Genomic DNA, 17,510 nt, shown 5'->3' on the forward strand with positions numbered 1-17,510 from the left:
ACTAGCGGCATGAGCAGGGCGAAACAAGCAGCAGGAAAAGGCGTCAGCTACGCCGACGCAGGGGTCGACATTTCGGCTGGAAATGCCCTTGTGGACGCGATCAAGCCGCTGGCGAAGTCCACCCGCCGGAAAGGCGCCGATTCGGCCCTGGGCGGCTTCGGCGGGCTGTTCGACCTCAAGGCCTGCGGCTTCAAGGACCCCGTGCTGGTGGCTGCCAATGACGGGGTGGGCACCAAGCTCCGGATCGCCATCGAGACCGGGCGGCACCATGGGGTGGGCATCGACCTCGTGGCCATGTCGGTGAACGACCTCGTGGTGCAGGGTGCCGAGCCCTTGTTCTTCCTCGACTATTACGCCACCGGAAAGCTGAACGTGAAGGCTGCGGCACAGGTCATTGCCGGCATCGCCGACGGCTGCAAGCAGGCCGGCTGCGCCCTCATCGGCGGCGAGACGGCCGAGATGCCCGGCATGTATCACGGTGACGACTATGACCTCGCCGGTTTTGCCGTGGGTGCCGCCGAGCGCAGGAAACTGCTTCCCCGTGATGTGAAGCCGGGGGACGTGATCCTCGGCCTCGCCTCCTCGGGCCCGCACTCCAACGGCTATTCGCTGGTACGCAAGCTGGTGGCGCTGAGCGGGGTCAGGTATTCGTCCAAGGCGCCCTTCGACCGGAAAGTGACACTGGGCGATGCCCTGCTCGCCCCCACCCGCATCTACGTGAAGCCCATCCTCAAGGCGATGAAGCAGACCGATGCCATCAAGGCGCTCGCCCACATCACCGGCGGCGGCTTCATCGAGAACATCCCGCGCGTGCTGCCCAGGACCACCGTGGCCGAGATCGACCTCGATGCCGTGCCCTATATGCCCGTCTTCCGCTGGCTGCAGGAGGTGGGATCGGTGGCCGAGCGCGAGATGCTGCGCACCTTCAACTGCGGCATCGGCATGATCGTCGTCGTGGTGGCGAAGGATGCCAGGAAGGTCGCGGCCTCGCTCAAGCGTTCGGGCGAGACGGTCGTCACGCTCGGGACCATCCGCAAGCGCAAGGGTGCTGAGGAACAGGTGGCGCTGAAGGGTGCGCTCGCGGTGAAATGACCAGGGCGCGCACCGCCATCCTGATCTCGGGGCGCGGCTCCAACATGATGGCGCTGGTGGAGGCGGCGCGGGCCGCCGACTTCCCGGCGGAGGTGGTTTGCGTCGTCTCCAACCGGGCCGATGCCAAGGGCCTTGAGTTCGCAGCGGCGAACGGCATCGCCACCAGGGTGATCGACCACAAGGCCTATCCATCGCGCGAAGCGTTCGAGGCCGCACTCGACCAATATCTCCGCTCCATGCATGTCGAGGCCATTGCGCTGGCGGGCTTCATGCGCGTGATCACGGCGCAGTTCATTTCCGGCTGGGACGGCCGCATCCTCAACATCCACCCCTCCCTGCTCCCGGCCTACAAGGGCCTGCACACCCATGAGCGCGCCATTGCCGACGGTGCGAAGGTCGCCGGCTGCAGCGTGCACCTGGTGACGCCGGAACTGGATGGCGGGCCGGTGCTGCTGCAGGCCGAAGTGTCCGTGCTGCCGGGAGACACGCCCGACACGCTCGCCGCGCGCGTGCTGGAACAGGAACACAGGATCTACCCGCAGGCCCTCGCCTGGCTTGCCAACCGCATCATCGAGGACCGTGAATGACCAAGCCGCTCCCCATCATCATCGACACCGATCCCGGCCAGGACGATGCCGTGGCCATCCTGCTGGCACTGGCGTCCCCTGAATTCGAGGTGCTGGGCATCACCGCGGTCGCCGGCAACGTGCCCCTGGCGCTGACCGAGAAGAACGCCCGCAAGATCTGCGAACTGGCCGGCAAGCCGGAGACCAAGGTCTTCGCCGGCGCCATCCGCCCCATGGTGCGCCCTCTCGTCACTGCCGAGGAAGTGCACGGCAAGACCGGCCTCGACGGCCCCGTGCTGCCCGAGCCGCAGATGCCGCTCCAGGGCCAGTACGCTGTCGACTTCATCGTCGAGACCATCATGTCGCGCCCGGCGGGCACCGTGACGCTGTGTACGCTGGGCCCCCTCACCAACATCGGCCTCGCTCTGGTGCGCGAGCCGCGCATCGCGGGCCGGGTGAAGCAGATCGTGGCCATGGGTGGCGGCTATTTCGAGCAGGGCAACGTGACGCCGGCGGCTGAGTTCAACATCTATGTCGACCCGCATGCGGCGCGGCTGGTGTTCGACAGCGGCATCCCGGTCACGTTGATCCCGCTCGACTGCACCCACCAGGCGCTGACCACGGCAAAACGCGTCGAGGCGTTCCGCAGGATGCCGAACAAGTCGGGTCCCGCCACGGCGGCGATGCTCGATTTCTTCGAGCGCTTCGACGAGAACAAATACGGCACCGACGGCGGCCCGCTGCACGACCCCTGCGTGATCGCCTGGCTCCTCAAGCCGGAGCTGTTCAAGGGACGGCTGGTGAATGTCTCGGTCGAATGCGAGTCCGAGCTGACCATGGGGGCCACGGTCATCGACTGGTGGCATGTGACCAAGCGGCCGGCGAACGTCACCGTCATCCGCGAGGTGGAGGCTGACGGCTTCTTCCATCTGCTGGCGGAGCGGATTGCGCGGCTGCCCTGAACAGGGCAATAGTGCCACTCAGGATTGCCTATCGGTCCGCGACAGGGAGAAGGCCTTGGAACATATTTCCCCGCAGGCGCTGCGCCACAACATCCAGCGGAAGACGGTGATCAGCCGCCATCCGGATGCGCGCGCCCTGGCGGGCCCCAACCCCTGGACCGCGCTGGCCGTGCCGGTGCTGCTGACGCTGCACTGGGGCATGGCCTATGTCGTGGGGCAGACCAACCTGCTCTGGTGCTTTCTCGCGGCCTTCTTCGTGGGTCAGTTCATCATCCATTCCGCCGGTGCGCTTCTGCACGAGACGGCTCACCGCCTGGTGTTCCACCGGACCGGACCGAAGCTCGCTTTCGACCTCGGCCTCGAGCTCATCCTGGCGTCCTTCGGCAAGCAGCTGACCTACCAGTATGAACACGTCACCAGCCACCACCCCTTCCTCGGGAATTACGAGCGTGACTACGAGCACGAGGATATCTGCAGCTTCAACGCGCGCCGCACCATCAAGGCCTCACACCCGGTGACGCAGCACCTGCTGACCCTGCTGACCCTGGTGCTTCACCTTCTGCCCTTCGGCTTCATCTTTTCCGACAAGATCCTCGTTCCCCTCTACGAAAGGGCATCGGGGCGCAGCATGAAGGACAGGAGCCGCCACATCGGGGCGCGCAAGGTGCCGCGCAACCTCACCCTGCTGTTCGTCGCCGTGTCGCTGGCCGTGAACGTCTTCCTGTTCATGGCTTTCGGCTTCCTCGGCTGGCTCTATCACAACTGGTCGCTGTCCCTGTTCCTGGGAAAGATGGGCGTGTCGAACCTGGGGCAGTCCCTGAGCGAGCATGAGGGCATGGACGAGATCGAGCCGACCTATTCGGATTACCGGTTCCAGAACCTCTTCCTGTTCAACACGGGCTATCATCATGAGCACCACACGTTCCCCAACGTGCCGTGGAACAGGTTGCCGAAGCTGAAGGAAATCGCACCAGACGTGTTCTGCCGGGAAAACCCGCGCACCTACCTGAAACTCTGGCTGGACCATGTGCGCGGCGACTTTACGCCCTCGCGGCGGAACGGGCTGATGAACCAGGACCTCACCGAGCGCTGCCCGAAGGCCTCAGCGCCCAGCGGAAACTAAGCCACCGACAGCACGAACTCCGACACGGCCCGCAAGGGAGCGGGAACGGCGGAGGCGGCGGTGGCGGCCGTGGCGGCGGCGAGCAGGACGGCCATGAGCAACATTGCACGGCGGGACATGGGTGTAACCTCGATTCGATGCACCCTTATCGCGCCCAAAGGCGCTGAGTTCGGGGCATGATTGCGGCCACAACGTGGAATGGCGCGCGCGGGTTCCCTCCGTACACGGATTGGGAAATCGTTAACGACGTCAGGCCGCGCGGATCCACACCCGGTTGTCATGGAAGGCGCCGCCGCCATTGGGGGCGGGCTGGTCCGCCCCGGTCAGGGTGTTGATCCCCTGCCCGTCCTCATGCGCCTCATTGGGCCAGATCGACTCGGCGATGAGCACGCCGCGGCGCTGCCCGGCATGGGCCCTGGCGTGGAGCGTGACGGTGCCGCGGGCGCTGCCGACCTTCACCTTCTGGCCATCGGCGAGGCCGAGCGCTGCAAGGTCATCCGGGTGGACGAAGACCGTGGGCCGCCCCTCGCGCTTCCTCGACGAGGGCGTCTCGTTGAAGGTGGAGTTGAGGAAGGTGCGGGCCGGGCTGGTGGCGAGCCGGAAGGGATAGTCCGCCGTCGCCTCCTCGATGGTCTCGCAATGGTCGGGGAAACCGGGCAGCATCTCGACCGGGCCCACAGGCACCTCGGTCGAGCGGAAGCGCACCTTGCGCCAGTCGGCGCGGAAGCGGAACTTGCCATCCGGGAAGCCGAAGCCCTTGAGGAAATGCGCCTGCTCGAAATCGGGCATGACGTCGACCCAGCTCTCCTGATCGAGCAGATCGAGGCCGGGCTTCTTCGAGTTGACCAGCGTCCAGTCGATCAGCTCGCGCGGGCTCATGGCGAAGCCCGGGTGCTCGGCGCCGACGCGCCGCGCGAGATCGCAGATCACCTCATGGTTGTTGCGGCACTCGCCCGGCGCCTCCACCAGCTTGCGGCCATAGAGCAGGTGCGAGTGGCCGCCGCCCTGGTAGATGTCGTCGTGCTCGAGGAACATGGTGGCGGGCAGCACGATGTCGGCGAACTTCGCCGTCTCCGTCATGAACTGCTCGTGCACGCAGGTGAAGAGGTCCTCCCGCGCCAGGCCCTGCTTCACCTTGGTCTGGTCGGGCGCCACCGAGGCCGGGTTGGTGTTCTGCACCAGCAGCATCTTCACCGGCGGGCCGCCCTGCAGGTCGTAAGGGTCGTTCAGCAGGGCCGCACCGATGCGGCTCTGGTCGAGGATGCGGATGCCGGGCTTCCTCACGTCGAGGCCCTCGATCATCGTCTTGTTCATGCGGTACATGCCGCTGTTCGAATGGAGAGCACCCCCGCCCTCATGCTGCCACGCGCCCGTCACGGCCGGGATGCAGCTGACCGCATGCATGTTGGGCGCACCGTTGCGCGAGCGGGTGAAGCCATAGCCGATGCGGAAGAAGGTCCGCTTCGTTTCACCGATCAGCCTGGCGAAGGCCTCGATATCGGCCACCGGGATGTCGCAGATCTTCGCGGCCCACTCCGGCGTCTTCGCCTTCAGGTGCGCGGCGAATTCGCGCGGCGCGTCGGTGAACTTCTCGAGATAGGCCCAGTCGGCATGGCCGTCGCGGAACAGCACATGCATCACCGCGCAGGCCAGCGCACCGTCGGTGCCCGGACGGATGATCAGCTTGAGGTCCGCCTGCTTCATCGTGCCGGTCTCGTAGATGTCGACGCAGGCCAGCCTGGCGCCACGGTTCTTTCGCGCCATGGCGACGTGGGTCATCACGTTGACCTGGGTGTTCACCGGATTGCCACCCCACACCACGATCAGGTCCGACACCTGCATCTCGCGCGGGTCGACGCCGGAGACGGAGCCCGTTCCCGCCAGATAGCCGGACCAGGAGAGCGCCACGCAGAAGGTGTCGCCCAGGTTGGAATAGCCCTTGGCATGGCGCAGCCGGTTGATGCCGTCGCGCATCACGTAGCCCATGGTGCCGGCGTAGAAATAGGGCCAGACGGAGGTGGGGCCGTAGTCGGCCTCGGCCTTCAGCATGGCCTCCGCCGTCTCGGCCAGGGCATCGTCCCACGAGATCCTCTGGAATTCGCCCGAGCCCTTCGGCCCCTTGCGCTTCAGCGGATGCAGTAGCCGGTCCGGATGGTGGATGCGCTCGGCATAGCGCGACACCTTCTCGCAGATCACGCCGAGCGTGTAGCTGTTGTCCTTCGCCCCGCGCACGCGGCCGATGGTGCGCTCGTCCAGCACCTCCACCTCGAGCGCGCAGGCGGAGGGACAGTCATGCGGGCAGACCGAAATGCCGGTCTTGATGTTGGGCAGGATGTTCATGGTGGCGGAGTATAGCGACTTCCTCTTCCTCCGTCATGCCAGCGAAAGCTGGCACCCAGCTTGTTTTTGGCAAAGCTGGGCCCCGGCTTTCGCCGGGGTGACGGAGGCGTGGGAGGCGGCTATGTAGGCTGGATGCTCATCGTCTCCTCCGCCCAGAACCCGACCATCAAGCTGATCCGCTCGCTCGCGGACAAGAAGCACCGGCAGGAGCATGGGTTGTTCGTCGCCGAGGGGTCGCAGGTACTGGACCGCGCCCGGCAGGAGGGCTGGGAACTCGTCTATCTTCTCACCACGGGCCAGGCCGCACCCTGGGGCAAGGCGGCGCTGATCCAGGTGGATGAGCGCGTCATGGGCCAGGTGAGCGCCCAGAAGAACCCGCCGGAGCAGATCGGGGTGTTCCGCCAGCGCTGGGCGGAGACCGTGACCCCGACCGGCGTCTGGCTGGCGCTGGAGGACATGCGCGACCCTGGCAATCTCGGCACCATCATCCGCACCGCCGACGCGGCAGGGGCGTCGGGGGTGATCCTCGCCGGCCAGTCCTGCGACCCGTGGGGACCGGACTGCGTGCGCGCCACCATGGGGTCGATCTTCGGCATGCCGCTGGTGCGGATGGACCAGAAGGGCTTCCTGTCCCTCCTGAAGGACTGGCCGGGCGAGAGCGTCGGCACCCACCTGAAGGCGACGGAGACCTATCGCCGCGCCTACGGTACTCCTTCCCTCCTCGTCATGGGCAGCGAGGGCAAGGGGCTGTCCGAGGAGGCGGCCGCCGCCTGCTCCACCCTCGTCCGCATTCCGATGAAGGGGGCTGCGGAATCCCTCAATGTCGCCATTGCCACGGGGCTCATGCTGTTCGAGGCGCAGAAGCTCTGAGAGTTGAGGCCTGCTCACCACCCTCGGCCCGATTTCGCCCTGAAATCAGCCTTGGACGGTTGAACAGGATTGACTGGACCTTGAGCCGGACCGGCCCTCCGGCCTAATCTCTCGCCAGCAGATTCCGGAGACAGACATGAAGTCGCATGCGCGTGTTGTGGTGGTTGGCGGTGGCGTGATGGGCGTGGGGCTCCTCTACCACCTGGCGCTCGAAGGCTGGACGGACATCGTCCTCATCGAGAAGGGCGAGCTCACCTCGGGCTCCACCTGGCATGCGGCGGGCCAGTGCCCGCATTTCAACGGCTCGCTCAACATGACCAAGGTGCATGTCTATGGCACCGAGCTCTACCCGAAGCTGGAAAAACTCACCGGACAGGCCGTGTCCTGGCATGGCTGCGGCGGCCTCCGGCTCGCCTGCACCGACGAGGAGGTGAACTGGCTCAAATACGTCTATGGCGTGTCGCGGCTCGCAGGCTACGAATGCGAGATCATCGGCCCCTCAGAGATCAAGCAGCACCACCCCTTCCTCGACACCACGGGCGTGAAGGCCGCCTTCCGCACCGTGCATGACGGGCACGTGGCGCCGGCCGACATCACCAATGCCATGGCAGCGGGTGCGCGCCAGCTGGGTGCCGAGATCGTGCGGCGCAACCGGGTGATGGACATCAAGCTGCTGCCCAATGGCGAGTGGCGCGTGTTCACCGAGCAGGGCACCATCGACTGCGAGCACGTGGTGAATTCGGCGGGCTCCTACTGCGACGTGGTGGGAAGCTGGACCGGCCACAACGTGCCCATCGCCAACATGCTGCACCACTACGTCATCACCGAGCCGCTCAAGGAGCTGATCGACCTCGAGATGGAACTTCCCGTGGTGCGCGACCCCTACTCCCACGCCTATCTCCGCGAGGAGACCAACGGCGTGCTGGTCGGCCCCTACGAGACGGCGACCGCGCATGTGTGCTGGGACGGCAAGCCGCCGCGCTGGGATTACGAGAGCGAACTCGAGGCCCCCGAGCTCGACCGCATCATGCCCTGGCTCGAGCGCGCCACGGAGCGCCTGCCGCTGTTCGGCGAAACGGGCGTCAAGTCGATCATCTCCGGCGCCATCACCCACACGCCGGACGGCGTCTATCTCTCGGGCCCTGCCCCGGGCCCGAAGAACTACTGGATGCATTGCGGCGCCTCGATCGGCATCTGCCAGGGCGGCGGAGCAGGCAAATACCTCGCGCAGTGGATGGTGCATGGCCAGGCCGAGATCAACATGCGCGAGTTCGACCCGCGCCGCTTCGGCAACTGGGCGACCAAGGACTACACCGAGGAAGTCTCCGTCGCCGACTATCACCACATGTATTACTGCTACAAGCCGGCGGAGCAGCACCAGGTGGGCCGTGGCCTGCGCAAGTCCTCGCTCTACGACAGGCTGAAGGCCGAGGGCGCGCAGTTCGCCCAGATCTTCGGCTGGGAGCGGCCGCGCTGGTACGACACGACCGGCGAAGGGGAGAAATACTCCTTCAAGCGCTCCAACTGGTTCCCCGCGGTGAGGGAAGAGGCGCTTGCCGTGCGCGATGGCGTGGGCCTGATGGATCTCTCGACCTTCTCGAAATACGAGGTGACGGGCAAGGACGCCTATGCCTTCCTCGAACGCATCTGCGCCAACAAGATCCCGGCGAAGGATGGCGGCATCATCCTCGGCCACCTCCTCAACGAGAATGGCTTCATCGAATCCGAAATCACCGTGACACGGCTTGCCGCCGATCATTTCTATGTGCTCTCGGCCGCCGTCGCCCAGCTCCACGACCTCGACCAGATGAACTGGCGCAAGCGCGCGGATGAGCAGGTGACGATCACCGACGTGACGGATGACTTCGGCGTCCTGGTGCTCGCCGGACCCCTGTCGCGCGAGGTGCTGGCGAAGTGCACGGACATTGACCTCACCAATGCCTCCTTCCGCTGGCTCACCGGCAAGACGGCGACGGTGGCCGGTGTGCCCGGCGTCCGCCTGCTGCGCGTCAACTATGTGGGCGAGCTGGGCTGGGAACTGCATGTGCCGATGGCACAGATGCCGAAGGTGTTCGACGCCCTCATGGCGGCGGGCAAGCCGCATGGCATCCGCCTGTTCGGCACCTATGCCATGAATGCGCTCCGCATCGAGAAGGCCTATCGCGGCTGGGGCTCCGAGCTCACCACCGAGATCGACATGATCGAGGCCTCGATGGAGCGCTTCCTGCGCCTCGACAAGGAGGACTTCATCGGCAAGGCGGCGACACTGCGCAGGAAGCAGCAGGGCCCGCGCATGAAGCTCGTCTACATGGAGGTGGACAACACCGACAGCGACTGCGTGGGCAACGAGCCGGTCTACCACGGCGGCAAGGTGGTGGGCGTCACGACATCGGGCGGCTTCGGCCAGAAGACGGGCAAGTCACTGGCCTTCGCCTATGTGCCGCCGGAACTGGCAGCCGTGGGCACCGAGCTCGAGGTGATGATGTTCACGCAGATGCGTAAGGCGCGGATCATCCCTGACTCGATCTGGGATCCCGCGAACGAGCGGCTGCGCGCCTAGAATGGCTTCATGAAACAGGCACTGGCCACCGTCAGCCTGCTGGTGCCGAGCTATGAGGCCGGGCTCAGCTTCTATGTGGATGCGCTCGGTTTCCGCCTCGTCGAGGACACGGCGCTGGGCTCAGGCAAGCGCTGGGTCACCGTTGCGCCGCCGGGCGGTGGCGGCGCGCGGCTCCTGCTCACCGAACCGGGCTCGCCCGAGCAGGCGGCGGCCATCGGGCGGCAAGCCGGCGGGCGGGTGTTCCTGTTCCTTGAAACCGATGACTTCCAGCGCGACCACAGACGCTACCTGGCGGCAGGCGTAGCCTTTCTCGAAGCCCCCCGGCACGAGGCCTATGGCACGGTTGCGGTGTTCCAGGATCCCTTCGGCAACAAGTGGGACCTGCTGCAGCCGGCGCACAAGGGCAGCCCATCCGCCTGACATGCCCGCATGACCACTCCCGCTTCCAGCCGCACCCTCGTCGGCATCGGCCTGATGCTCACCGCCATGGCGGTGCTGCCCTTCCTCGATGCCATCGCCAAGTACCTCGGCCAGCAGGGTGTGCCGGTGATGCAGATCGTCTGGGCGCGGCTGTTCTTCGGCGCCTTCCTCACCATGCCCTTCGCGCTGAAGCTTGCGGGCCCCAGGGGCCTCATCCCCAACATGCCGCTGATGCATGCGGTGCGCGCCACGCTGATGATCGCCGCCACGGCCTTCTTCTTCATGGGCCTGCACTATCTCTCGATCGCCGACACGCTGGCGATCTTCTTCGTCCAGCCCCTCATCGTCACCCTGCTCTCGCCGCTGGTGCTGGGCGAGACGGTGGGCATCCGGCGCTGGGTGGCGGTGATCATCGGCTTCATCGGGACGCTGATCATCATCCGGCCGGGCTTCCAGGAACTGAACCCCGGCGTCTTCATGGCGCTTGCGTCAGGCTTCTGCCTCGCCATCTACCTGCTGCTGACGCGGCGCATCTCGGGTTCGGCGCCTGCCATGGTGACGACCTTCTATACCAGCCTGATGGGCGCCATCATCATGAGCGTCATCGTGGTCTTCGTCTGGCAGACGCCGACACCGGCCCAGTGGGGCTTCTTCGTGCTGCTTTCGGCGATTGCCAATGGCGGGCACTACCTGATCATCCGCGCCTATGACCACGCCGAAGCCTCGCTGCTGGCGCCACTGGCCTATACCGAGATGATCATGGCCACCGTGCTGGGCTGGTACATCTTCGGCGACTTCCCCGATCTGTGGACTTTCGTCGGCGTCGGCATCCTCATCGCCTGCGCCATCTACATCTCCTGGCGCGAACGGGTGCGCCATGTGGAGCCGATCCGGGATTTCGAGCAGCCGTAGGAAAGCAGCGAAGCGAGACTAGGTGTCGAGCACCGCGCGCACCGCGTCCATGGCCTCGGTCTGGGTCAGGTTCATGTGCAGCGGCGTCACCGAGATGCGGCGGTTGAAGGCGGCCCAGAGGTCGGTGCCCACGGGCGGGTTGCCGCGCTCACGCTTGAAGCCCAGCCAGTAGTAGTTGTTGCCGCGCATGTCGACCCGCTCGTCGACGGTGAGCAGGTTCACGTCGCGCTTGCCCTGGCGCGTGACCTCGACGCCCTGCACCTCGTCGGGGCGGCAGTCGGGGAAATTCACGTTCATCAGGATGCCGGGGCCGAAGCTGAGCTTGATCAGTTTCTTGACGATGGCAGGCCCATGGTGCTCGGCCACTTCATAGGAGAAGCCGTTGCCGTGGATGCCCGTCACCTGGCTGAGCGCGATCGACTTGAAGCCGAGTTGCGTCCCTTCCATTGCCGCGGCAATGGTGCCGGAATAGGTGACGTCGTCGGCGATGTTCTGGCCGCGGTTGACGCCGGAGAGGACGAGGTCCGGATCACCGGGCAGGATCTTGCGCGCCGCCATCACCACGCAGTCGGTGGGCGTGCCCGCCACCTCGAAGCGCTTGTCGGCGAGCTTGCGGTAGCGGATCGGGTCGGCGAGCGAAAGGGAGTGACCTGCCCCGGAATTCTCTTCAGCCGGGGCCACGATCCACACGTCGTCGGAAATGGAGCGCGCGATGCGCTCCAGCGTTTCGAGGCCCGGGGCGTGGATGCCGTCGTCGTTGGTCACGAGAATGCGCATGTGCGTCAGCCCCTGGTGATCTGTTCAGCGCCGCCCATGTAGGGGCGGAGCGCCTCTGGGATCGTCACCGACCCGTCGGCATTCTGGTAGTTCTCGAGGATCGCCACCATGGTGCGGCCCACTGCGAGGCCGGAGCCGTTGAGCGTGTGGACATAGCGCGTGCCCTTGCCATCCGCCGGCTTGAAGCGCGCATCCATGCGCCGCGCCTGGAAGTCGCCGCAGACGGAACAGGACGAGATTTCGCGATAGGCATTCTGCCCCGGGAGCCAAACCTCGAGGTCATAGGTCATGCGGCTTCCGAAGCCCATGTCGCCGGTGCACAGGCGCATCACGCGATAGGGCAGCTTGAGCGCCTGAAGAACGCTCTCCGCCGCACCCGTCATGCGCTCCAGCTCCTCGCGCGACTGCTCAGGCGTGGTGATGGAGACGAGCTCGACCTTGGAGAACTGGTGCTGGCGGATCATGCCCCGCGTGTCGCGCCCCGCCGCCCCCGCCTCGGCGCGGAAGCAGGGCGTATAGGCGGTGAGACGCAGCGGCAGGTCCTTCTCCTCGAGAATGGACTCGCGCACGAGGTTGGTGAGCGAGACCTCCGCCGTGGGGATCAGCCAGCGGCCATCGGTGGTGCGGAACAGGTCCTCGGCGAATTTGGGCAGCTGGCCGGTGCCATACATGGCGGCGTCGTTGACCATGTAGGGGACATAGTGCTCGGTATAGCCGTTTACCCCCGTCTGGTGGTCGAGCATGAACTGCGCCACGGCGCGCTCGAGCCGGGCGAGCTGGCCCTTCAGGATGACGAAGCGCGCGCCGGCGATCTTCGCGGCGGCCTCGAAATCCATCAGCCCCAGCCATTCGCCGATGTCGAAATGCTGGCGCGGCTCGTAATTGTAGACGGGTGGCACGCCCCAGCGGCGGACCTCGACATTGCCCGTCTCGTCCTTGCCGTCCGGCACGTCATCGAGCGGGATATTGGGGATCACGGCAAGAGCCGCGGTGAGCCGCTGGTCGATGTCGCGCTCGATCGCCTCCCCGCTGGCGATGAAATCCTTGATCGACCCCATCTCGGCCTTGAGCGCCTCGGCCCTGGCCTTGTCGCCCGTCTTCATGGCCTCGCCGATTTCCTTCGAGGCGGCATTGCGGCGGGCCTGCGCGTCCTGCAGCTTCTGCACATGGTCGCGGCGCTCGGCGTCGATCTTCAGCAGCTGCGAGGCGACCGGCTCGAGGCCGCGGCGGGCGAGCCCTGAATCGAATGCTGCCGGGTTGTCGCGGATGGCCTTGATGTCATGCATGGGTCTCGAGTCCTCTTTCCGGGCCCTCCTATAGGACGGCGGAACCGCAACGGGAAGACCGCAATGCGGAGGTCAGGCCGCCTCTTCCGCCGCCTCGCGCTTCTTGCGGCGGGCCTCGATGAAGCGCACAGCCTGCACGGACACCTCGTAGAGGGCCATCAGCGGCACCGCCATGGCGATCTGGGAAATCGGGTCCGGCGGGGTGAGCACGGCGGCGACGATGAACACGCCGACAATGGCGAATTTCCGCCCGCTCTTCAGCTGGTCGTAGCTGAGGATGCCGATCTGGCCCAGCAGCGTCAGCACCACGGGAAGCTGGAAGCACAGGCCGAAGGCGAGGATCAGCATCATCACGAAATCGAGATAGGCCTCGATGTCGGGCATGAGCGCCACGCCGGAAGTGCCGGCAAGTGCGGTGAAGAAATGGATCGCCACCGGGAGGAGGAAGAAATAGACCAGCGAGGCGCCGAGGATGAAGAAGATGGGCGTGGCGATGAGGTAAGGCAGGAAGGCCGCCTTCTCATGCTTGTAGAGGCCGGGCGCCACGAAGCGGTAGATCTGCGTGGCGATCAGCGGGAAGCCGATGAACAGGCCGCCGAAGAAGGCGATCTTCAGCTTCACGAGGAACACGCCGAGAAGCTTGATGGAGATCAGCGAGACGTCCTGACCGGTGCCCCATTTGAACGGCAGCACGAGGAAATGCAGGATGTCGGAGGAAAAGAAGAAACTGAAGATGAAGGCGCCGATGAAGCCGACCACGCACCAGATGAGGCGGGTTCTCAGCTCGATCAGGTGCTCGATCAGCGGGGCTTCGGAGGCGTCGATGTCCTGCTGGGTCATGAGGCGGCTGCGGGGGTGTCCGTGGAGGCCGTGGTGGCGGCAGGCTTGGGCGCATCAGTCGCCGGCACGTCGCCGAACAGCTTCTTGAAATCGTCGACCTGCTTCTTGTTCGTGTCCTCGGCGGCCTTCTTGGCCATCGTCGGGTCGATGAAGTTGGCCGGGTTCTTGATGTTGTCGAATTCCTTCTTCACCTCGTCGAAGCCGGTTTCCTTCATGGCCTGGTCGAGGTGACCCTGGAACTCGCGGGCCATGCCGCGCATCTTGGCGACGGTCTTGCCCAGCGCGCGCAGCACCTTGGGGAGGTCCTTCGGCCCGATGACGATGATCGCCACCACGGCAACGACGAACATTTCGCTATAGCCGAACCCGAAATCAAACATGTGCGTTTCCGGCTAGAGGCGCGCCGGCGTGCCTATCAGCTCTGGGCCTTCTCGGCTTCCGACTTCACCGCCGTCTGCTGCTCGATGGGCTTGGGATCGGCAGTGGTGGCGGCGGGGGTGTCGTCGTCGGCCAGGCCCTTCTTGAAGCTCTTGATGCCCTTGGCGACGTCGCCCATCAGGTCAGACACCTTGCCGCGGCCGAACAGCAGCACCACGACCAGAATGACGAGAACCCAATGCCAGATCGACAGCGAACCCATAAGACAAACTCCCTATATCCGGAGAGAGGACACTCTCTCCTCGCGTTTCGCGGCACTAAAGCAGAAACCCCGGCGCGCCGCAACCAAGGCGGAATGACCCTCAGATAGGTTGCAAACTGGCCAATTCAAAGACGAAAACATGGTCCGGATCGACCCGGAACAGCGCTGTTTCGCCGCGCTGGGGGGCTGCCTTGGAACCAAGCAGCGCCGTCAGCGGCTCGTCGAGGCCCTTGAACAGCACCCGGCACTTGACGTCGTCGCCCTGGAAGCGGGTTTCGGTGACCAGTCCCTCGACCCCCGTCTCCCCTGCCGCGGCCCGGCGGATGCCCTGGGGGCGGATCAGCACCAGGGCGTCCGGGCCCTTCACCCGCTCGGGGCAGGCAAAGGTGCCGAGCGGCGTGACCACAAGGCCATCCCGCACCTCGCCACGCACCTCGTCGGTGTCGGAGAAGAAGCGGGCGGCGGGAGCATCCGCCGGGTGGCGGTAGAGCTCCTCCGGCGTGCCGGCCTGGATCAGCCGGCCCTGGCGCATCAGGAAGATGCGGTCGGCAAGTCCCATCGCCTCCACCGGGTCATGGGTCACCAGCAGGCAGGAGGCGCGGGTTTCGCGCAGCAGCGTCAGCGTTTCCGCGCGCACCGATTCGCGCAGCCGCTGGTCGAGGCCCGAGAAGGGCTCGTCCATCAGCAGCACCTGTGGGCGCGGCACCAGCGCGCGGGCCAGCGCCACGCGCTGCTGCTCGCCACCCGAGAGATTGTGCGGATAGCTGTGGGCGTAATGGGCGAGCCCCACCCGCTCCAGCGCGTGGAGTGCAATGCCGCGCGCCTCGCCCTTCGGCAGCGAATTCAGCCCGAAGGCCACGTTGTCGATGATGGAAAGGTGCGGGAACAGGGCAAAATCCTGGAACATCAGACCGATGTTGCGCTTCTCGGGCGGCACGAAGCGCTCGGGCCCGGCCATTTCCTGCCCGTCGAACAGCAGGCGCCCCGCATCCGGCTTGTCGATTCCCGCCGCGATGCGGAGCAGTGTGGTCTTGCCGCAGCCGGACGGCCCGAGCAGGCAGGCGATCTCGCCCGGCTTCAGGGTGAAGCTCACATCCTCCACCGCGGCAGTGCGGCCAAAGCGGCGCGACACGTTCTCGAAGGTCAGCTGGCCGGCAAAGGTGGCGCCCGCCGTGCCGCGGGTGCCCCAGCGGCGGCTTTCCGGCAGTTCCTCGCGGATGGGTTCGGCGGACCTCATGATCCGGGGGGTCTACAACGAAACGGCGGCGGCGCAAATGCCATCACGCGGCAACGGGCACCACGCGGTTGCGGCCCTCGCGCTTGGCACGATAGAGGGCCCGGTCGGCCCGCTTGAGCAGCCCCTCCAGCGTGTCCTCGGTGGTGAGCAGGCTCGACACGCCGAGCGAGGCGGTAACGGTGAGGTGCGAGCCGGGCCCCAGCATGAAGGGCTTGGCAGCGATCGCCTTGCGGATCCGCTCGCCCACCTTTTCGGCGACCGCAAGGTCGGCCCCGGGAAGCACCACCACGAATTCCTCGCCGCCGGTGCGGCATGCGAGATCGCCGCCACGCACCGAACCGCGGATGCGGCCGGCCACTTCCTGCAGCACGCGGTCGCCCGCGTCATGGCCATAGGTGTCGTTCACCGACTTGAAGAAGTCGATGTCGAGGCTGAGCATCGAGAGGCCCTTGCCGCGGTCGGCCGACTGCTCGATCAACTGGGTGAGCTGGGTTTCGAGATAGCGGCGGTTGTAGAGGCCGGTGAGCGCATCGGTCACCGCCATCTCCATCGAGGCGCGCACCGTGAGGCGCAGCTGCTCGGTATAGCGGTGGCGGCGCACCTGCGTGGCGACGCGGGCCAGGAGTTCCTGCCGGTCGATCGGACGGATGAGATAGTCGTTCACCCCCATGTCGAGGGCGCGCAGCAGGCGCTGGTGATCTTCCGGGTCGACGAGGATGAGGATCGGCGTCTGGCGCGTCGTCTCCACCGACTTGAGCTGCGAGCAGATGCGCAGGCCATCCATGCCCTCGAGATCGAGATTGACGATGATGAGGTCGAAGCCGCCCTGCGCCGCGCCGAAGGCCTCGAAGGCCTGTTGCGGCTCGGACACCACCGTCACCTCGTGGCGGGGCGACAGCAGGTTGCGGATGCGCTCGGCCGGGGCCACGCGATTGTCGAGCACCAGGATGCGCCCCGAGACCGCCTCGGCCGGCGGCTCGCTGGCGGCGAGGCCCAGCGGATCGGCACCGGTGCGGGCGCGCAGCTCATCGGTCAGCATCTTGAGCCGCACCAGGCCCTTGACGCGGCAGAACAGCGCCACGTCGTTGACCGGCTTGGTCAGGAAATCGTCGGCCCCCGCCTCGAGGCCCCTTACGCGATCCTCGGGCTGGTCGAGGGCCGTGACCATCACCACCGGGATATGCTGGGTTGCCGGGTTCTGCTTGATGCGGCGGCACACCTCGATGCCGTCGATCCCCGGCATCATCACGTCGAGCAGCACGATGTCGGGCCTTGTGCGGTTCACCGCTTCCAGCGCGTCGGCGCCGTTCATGGCGGTGACGACCTCGAAGTACTCCGCCGCGAGCTTGGCCTCCAGCAGGCGGACATTGGCGAGGATGTCGTCGACGACGAGGACGCGGGCCGTCATTGCCTGGTCTTCAGGTAGCTGTCGATGGTCTGCAGGAAGCTCACCACCGAGATCGGCTTGGAAATATAGGCCTCGCAGCCGCCTTCGCGGATCTTCTGCTCGTCGCCCTTCATGGCGAAGGCGGTGACGGCGATGACGGGGATCACGCGCAGCTCGTCATCCTCCTTCAGCCACTTGGTCACCTCGATGCCGGAGACTTCGGGCAACTGGATATCCATAAGGATCAGGTCGGGCCGGTGCAGGCGTGCGAGGTCGAGCGCGGAGAGGCCATCCCGCGTCTGGATCACCTGGTAGCCATTGGCCTCGAGCAAGTCGTTGAACAGCTTCATGTTCAACTCGTTGTCCTCGACCACCAGCACCTTCTTGGCCATGGCCGGTCGCATCTCTGGCGTTCTCATCGGTCCCGCCGATACTGACACATTCGCACCCATCTGGCTCGGATTCCCGCGGGTCCCGCAGACCCGCAACCCAAGCCCC

General features: G+C 66.0%; 18 protein-coding genes. 8 read left to right on the forward strand and 10 right to left on the reverse strand.

Going from position 1 to position 17,510, the window contains the following annotated elements; translation table 11 throughout:
* Nucleotides 1-9 precede the first annotated feature (9 nt).
* Genes purM through DK847_RS18000 form a run of 4 tightly spaced genes read left to right on the forward strand, consistent with a single transcriptional unit; the run spans nucleotide 10 to nucleotide 3,743 of the window.
* On the forward strand, nucleotides 10-1,092 hold the full coding sequence (purM, locus tag DK847_RS17985) for a phosphoribosylformylglycinamidine cyclo-ligase (RefSeq protein WP_111199930.1): 1,083 nt from the start codon (nucleotides 10-12) through the stop codon (nucleotides 1,090-1,092).
* Nucleotides 1,089-1,679, forward strand: a complete 591-nt coding sequence (purN, locus tag DK847_RS17990; protein WP_111199931.1) for a phosphoribosylglycinamide formyltransferase — start codon at nucleotides 1,089-1,091, stop codon at nucleotides 1,677-1,679. The genes purM and purN overlap by 4 nt, the downstream gene beginning before the upstream one ends.
* Nucleotides 1,676-2,620, forward strand: a complete 945-nt coding sequence (locus DK847_RS17995) for a nucleoside hydrolase (RefSeq protein ID WP_111199932.1) — start codon at nucleotides 1,676-1,678, stop codon at nucleotides 2,618-2,620. The genes purN and DK847_RS17995 overlap by 4 nt, the downstream gene beginning before the upstream one ends.
* A 55-nt stretch (nucleotides 2,621-2,675) precedes the next feature.
* The gene (locus tag DK847_RS18000) at nucleotides 2,676-3,743 is read left to right on the forward strand and encodes a fatty acid desaturase (protein WP_111199933.1); all 1,068 of its coding nucleotides are present in this window, start codon (nucleotides 2,676-2,678) and stop codon (nucleotides 3,741-3,743) included.
* On the opposite strand, the gene DK847_RS21050 is transcribed toward DK847_RS18000, so the two are convergent.
* A complete protein-coding gene (locus DK847_RS21050; protein ID WP_280956416.1) occupies nucleotides 3,740-3,862 on the reverse strand; it encodes a hypothetical protein in 123 nt (40 codons plus the stop codon). The two genes, DK847_RS18000 and DK847_RS21050, sit on opposite strands and share 4 nt — an antisense overlap.
* Nucleotides 3,863-3,992: 130 nt before the next feature.
* Nucleotides 3,993-6,083, reverse strand: a complete 2,091-nt coding sequence (locus tag DK847_RS18005; RefSeq protein WP_111199934.1) for a molybdopterin-containing oxidoreductase family protein — start codon at nucleotides 6,081-6,083, stop codon at nucleotides 3,993-3,995.
* A gap of 108 nt (nucleotides 6,084-6,191) precedes the next feature.
* On the opposite strand from DK847_RS18005, the gene DK847_RS18010 reads away from it, so the two are divergent.
* The 4 genes from DK847_RS18010 to DK847_RS18025 all read left to right on the forward strand — a co-directional run bounded on the left by DK847_RS18010 (nucleotide 6,192) and on the right by DK847_RS18025 (nucleotide 10,845).
* Nucleotides 6,192-6,953, forward strand: coding sequence for a TrmH family RNA methyltransferase (locus DK847_RS18010; protein WP_245414667.1), 762 nt, complete (start codon nucleotides 6,192-6,194; stop codon nucleotides 6,951-6,953).
* A gap of 136 nt (nucleotides 6,954-7,089) precedes the next feature.
* Nucleotides 7,090-9,513, forward strand: coding sequence for an FAD-dependent oxidoreductase (locus DK847_RS18015; RefSeq protein WP_111199936.1), 2,424 nt, complete (start codon nucleotides 7,090-7,092; stop codon nucleotides 9,511-9,513).
* Between the two features lie 9 nt (nucleotides 9,514-9,522).
* Complete coding sequence (locus DK847_RS18020; RefSeq protein WP_111199937.1) at nucleotides 9,523-9,933, forward strand: VOC family protein; 411 nt, start codon at nucleotides 9,523-9,525, stop codon at nucleotides 9,931-9,933.
* A gap of 9 nt (nucleotides 9,934-9,942) precedes the next feature.
* Entirely contained in the window at nucleotides 9,943-10,845 is a 903-nt protein-coding gene (locus DK847_RS18025; protein WP_111199938.1) for a DMT family transporter, read from the forward strand.
* 18 nt (nucleotides 10,846-10,863) lie between these two features.
* Here DK847_RS18025 and surE read toward each other — a convergent pair whose 3' ends face one another.
* From surE to DK847_RS18065, 8 genes are all read right to left on the reverse strand, one after another.
* Complete coding sequence (gene surE / locus DK847_RS18030; protein WP_111199939.1) at nucleotides 10,864-11,622, reverse strand: 5'/3'-nucleotidase SurE; 759 nt, start codon at nucleotides 11,620-11,622, stop codon at nucleotides 10,864-10,866.
* A gap of 5 nt (nucleotides 11,623-11,627) precedes the next feature.
* Complete coding sequence (gene serS / locus DK847_RS18035) at nucleotides 11,628-12,908, reverse strand: serine--tRNA ligase (RefSeq protein ID WP_111199940.1); 1,281 nt, start codon at nucleotides 12,906-12,908, stop codon at nucleotides 11,628-11,630.
* A 72-nt stretch (nucleotides 12,909-12,980) separates the two neighbouring features.
* Nucleotides 12,981-13,748, reverse strand: coding sequence for a twin-arginine translocase subunit TatC (gene tatC, locus DK847_RS18040; RefSeq protein ID WP_111199941.1), 768 nt, complete (start codon nucleotides 13,746-13,748; stop codon nucleotides 12,981-12,983).
* Entirely contained in the window at nucleotides 13,745-14,128 is a 384-nt protein-coding gene (gene tatB, locus DK847_RS18045) for a Sec-independent protein translocase protein TatB (RefSeq protein WP_111199942.1), read from the reverse strand. Before tatB ends, tatC begins: the two co-directional genes overlap by 4 nt.
* A 35-nt stretch (nucleotides 14,129-14,163) precedes the next feature.
* Nucleotides 14,164-14,388 (reverse strand): twin-arginine translocase TatA/TatE family subunit, encoded by a 225-nt coding sequence (locus tag DK847_RS18050; RefSeq protein WP_111199943.1) that lies wholly within the window; start codon nucleotides 14,386-14,388, stop codon nucleotides 14,164-14,166.
* 100 nt (nucleotides 14,389-14,488) lie between these two features.
* A complete protein-coding gene (locus tag DK847_RS18055) occupies nucleotides 14,489-15,625 on the reverse strand; it encodes an ABC transporter ATP-binding protein (RefSeq protein ID WP_111199944.1) in 1,137 nt (378 codons plus the stop codon).
* 43 nt (nucleotides 15,626-15,668) lie between these two features.
* Entirely contained in the window at nucleotides 15,669-17,033 is a 1,365-nt protein-coding gene (locus tag DK847_RS18060; RefSeq protein WP_111199945.1) for a PleD family two-component system response regulator, read from the reverse strand.
* Nucleotides 17,030-17,404 carry a response regulator gene (locus DK847_RS18065; RefSeq protein WP_111199946.1) on the reverse strand — a complete coding sequence of 125 codons (375 nt, stop codon included), beginning with the start codon at nucleotides 17,402-17,404 and terminating at the stop codon, nucleotides 17,030-17,032. Before DK847_RS18065 ends, DK847_RS18060 begins: the two co-directional genes overlap by 4 nt.
* Between the last annotated feature and the right edge of the window lie 106 nt (nucleotides 17,405-17,510).

It is taken from the genome of Aestuariivirga litoralis, from assembly GCF_003234965.1.
Lineage (GTDB): Bacteria > Pseudomonadota > Alphaproteobacteria > Rhizobiales > Aestuariivirgaceae > Aestuariivirga > Aestuariivirga litoralis.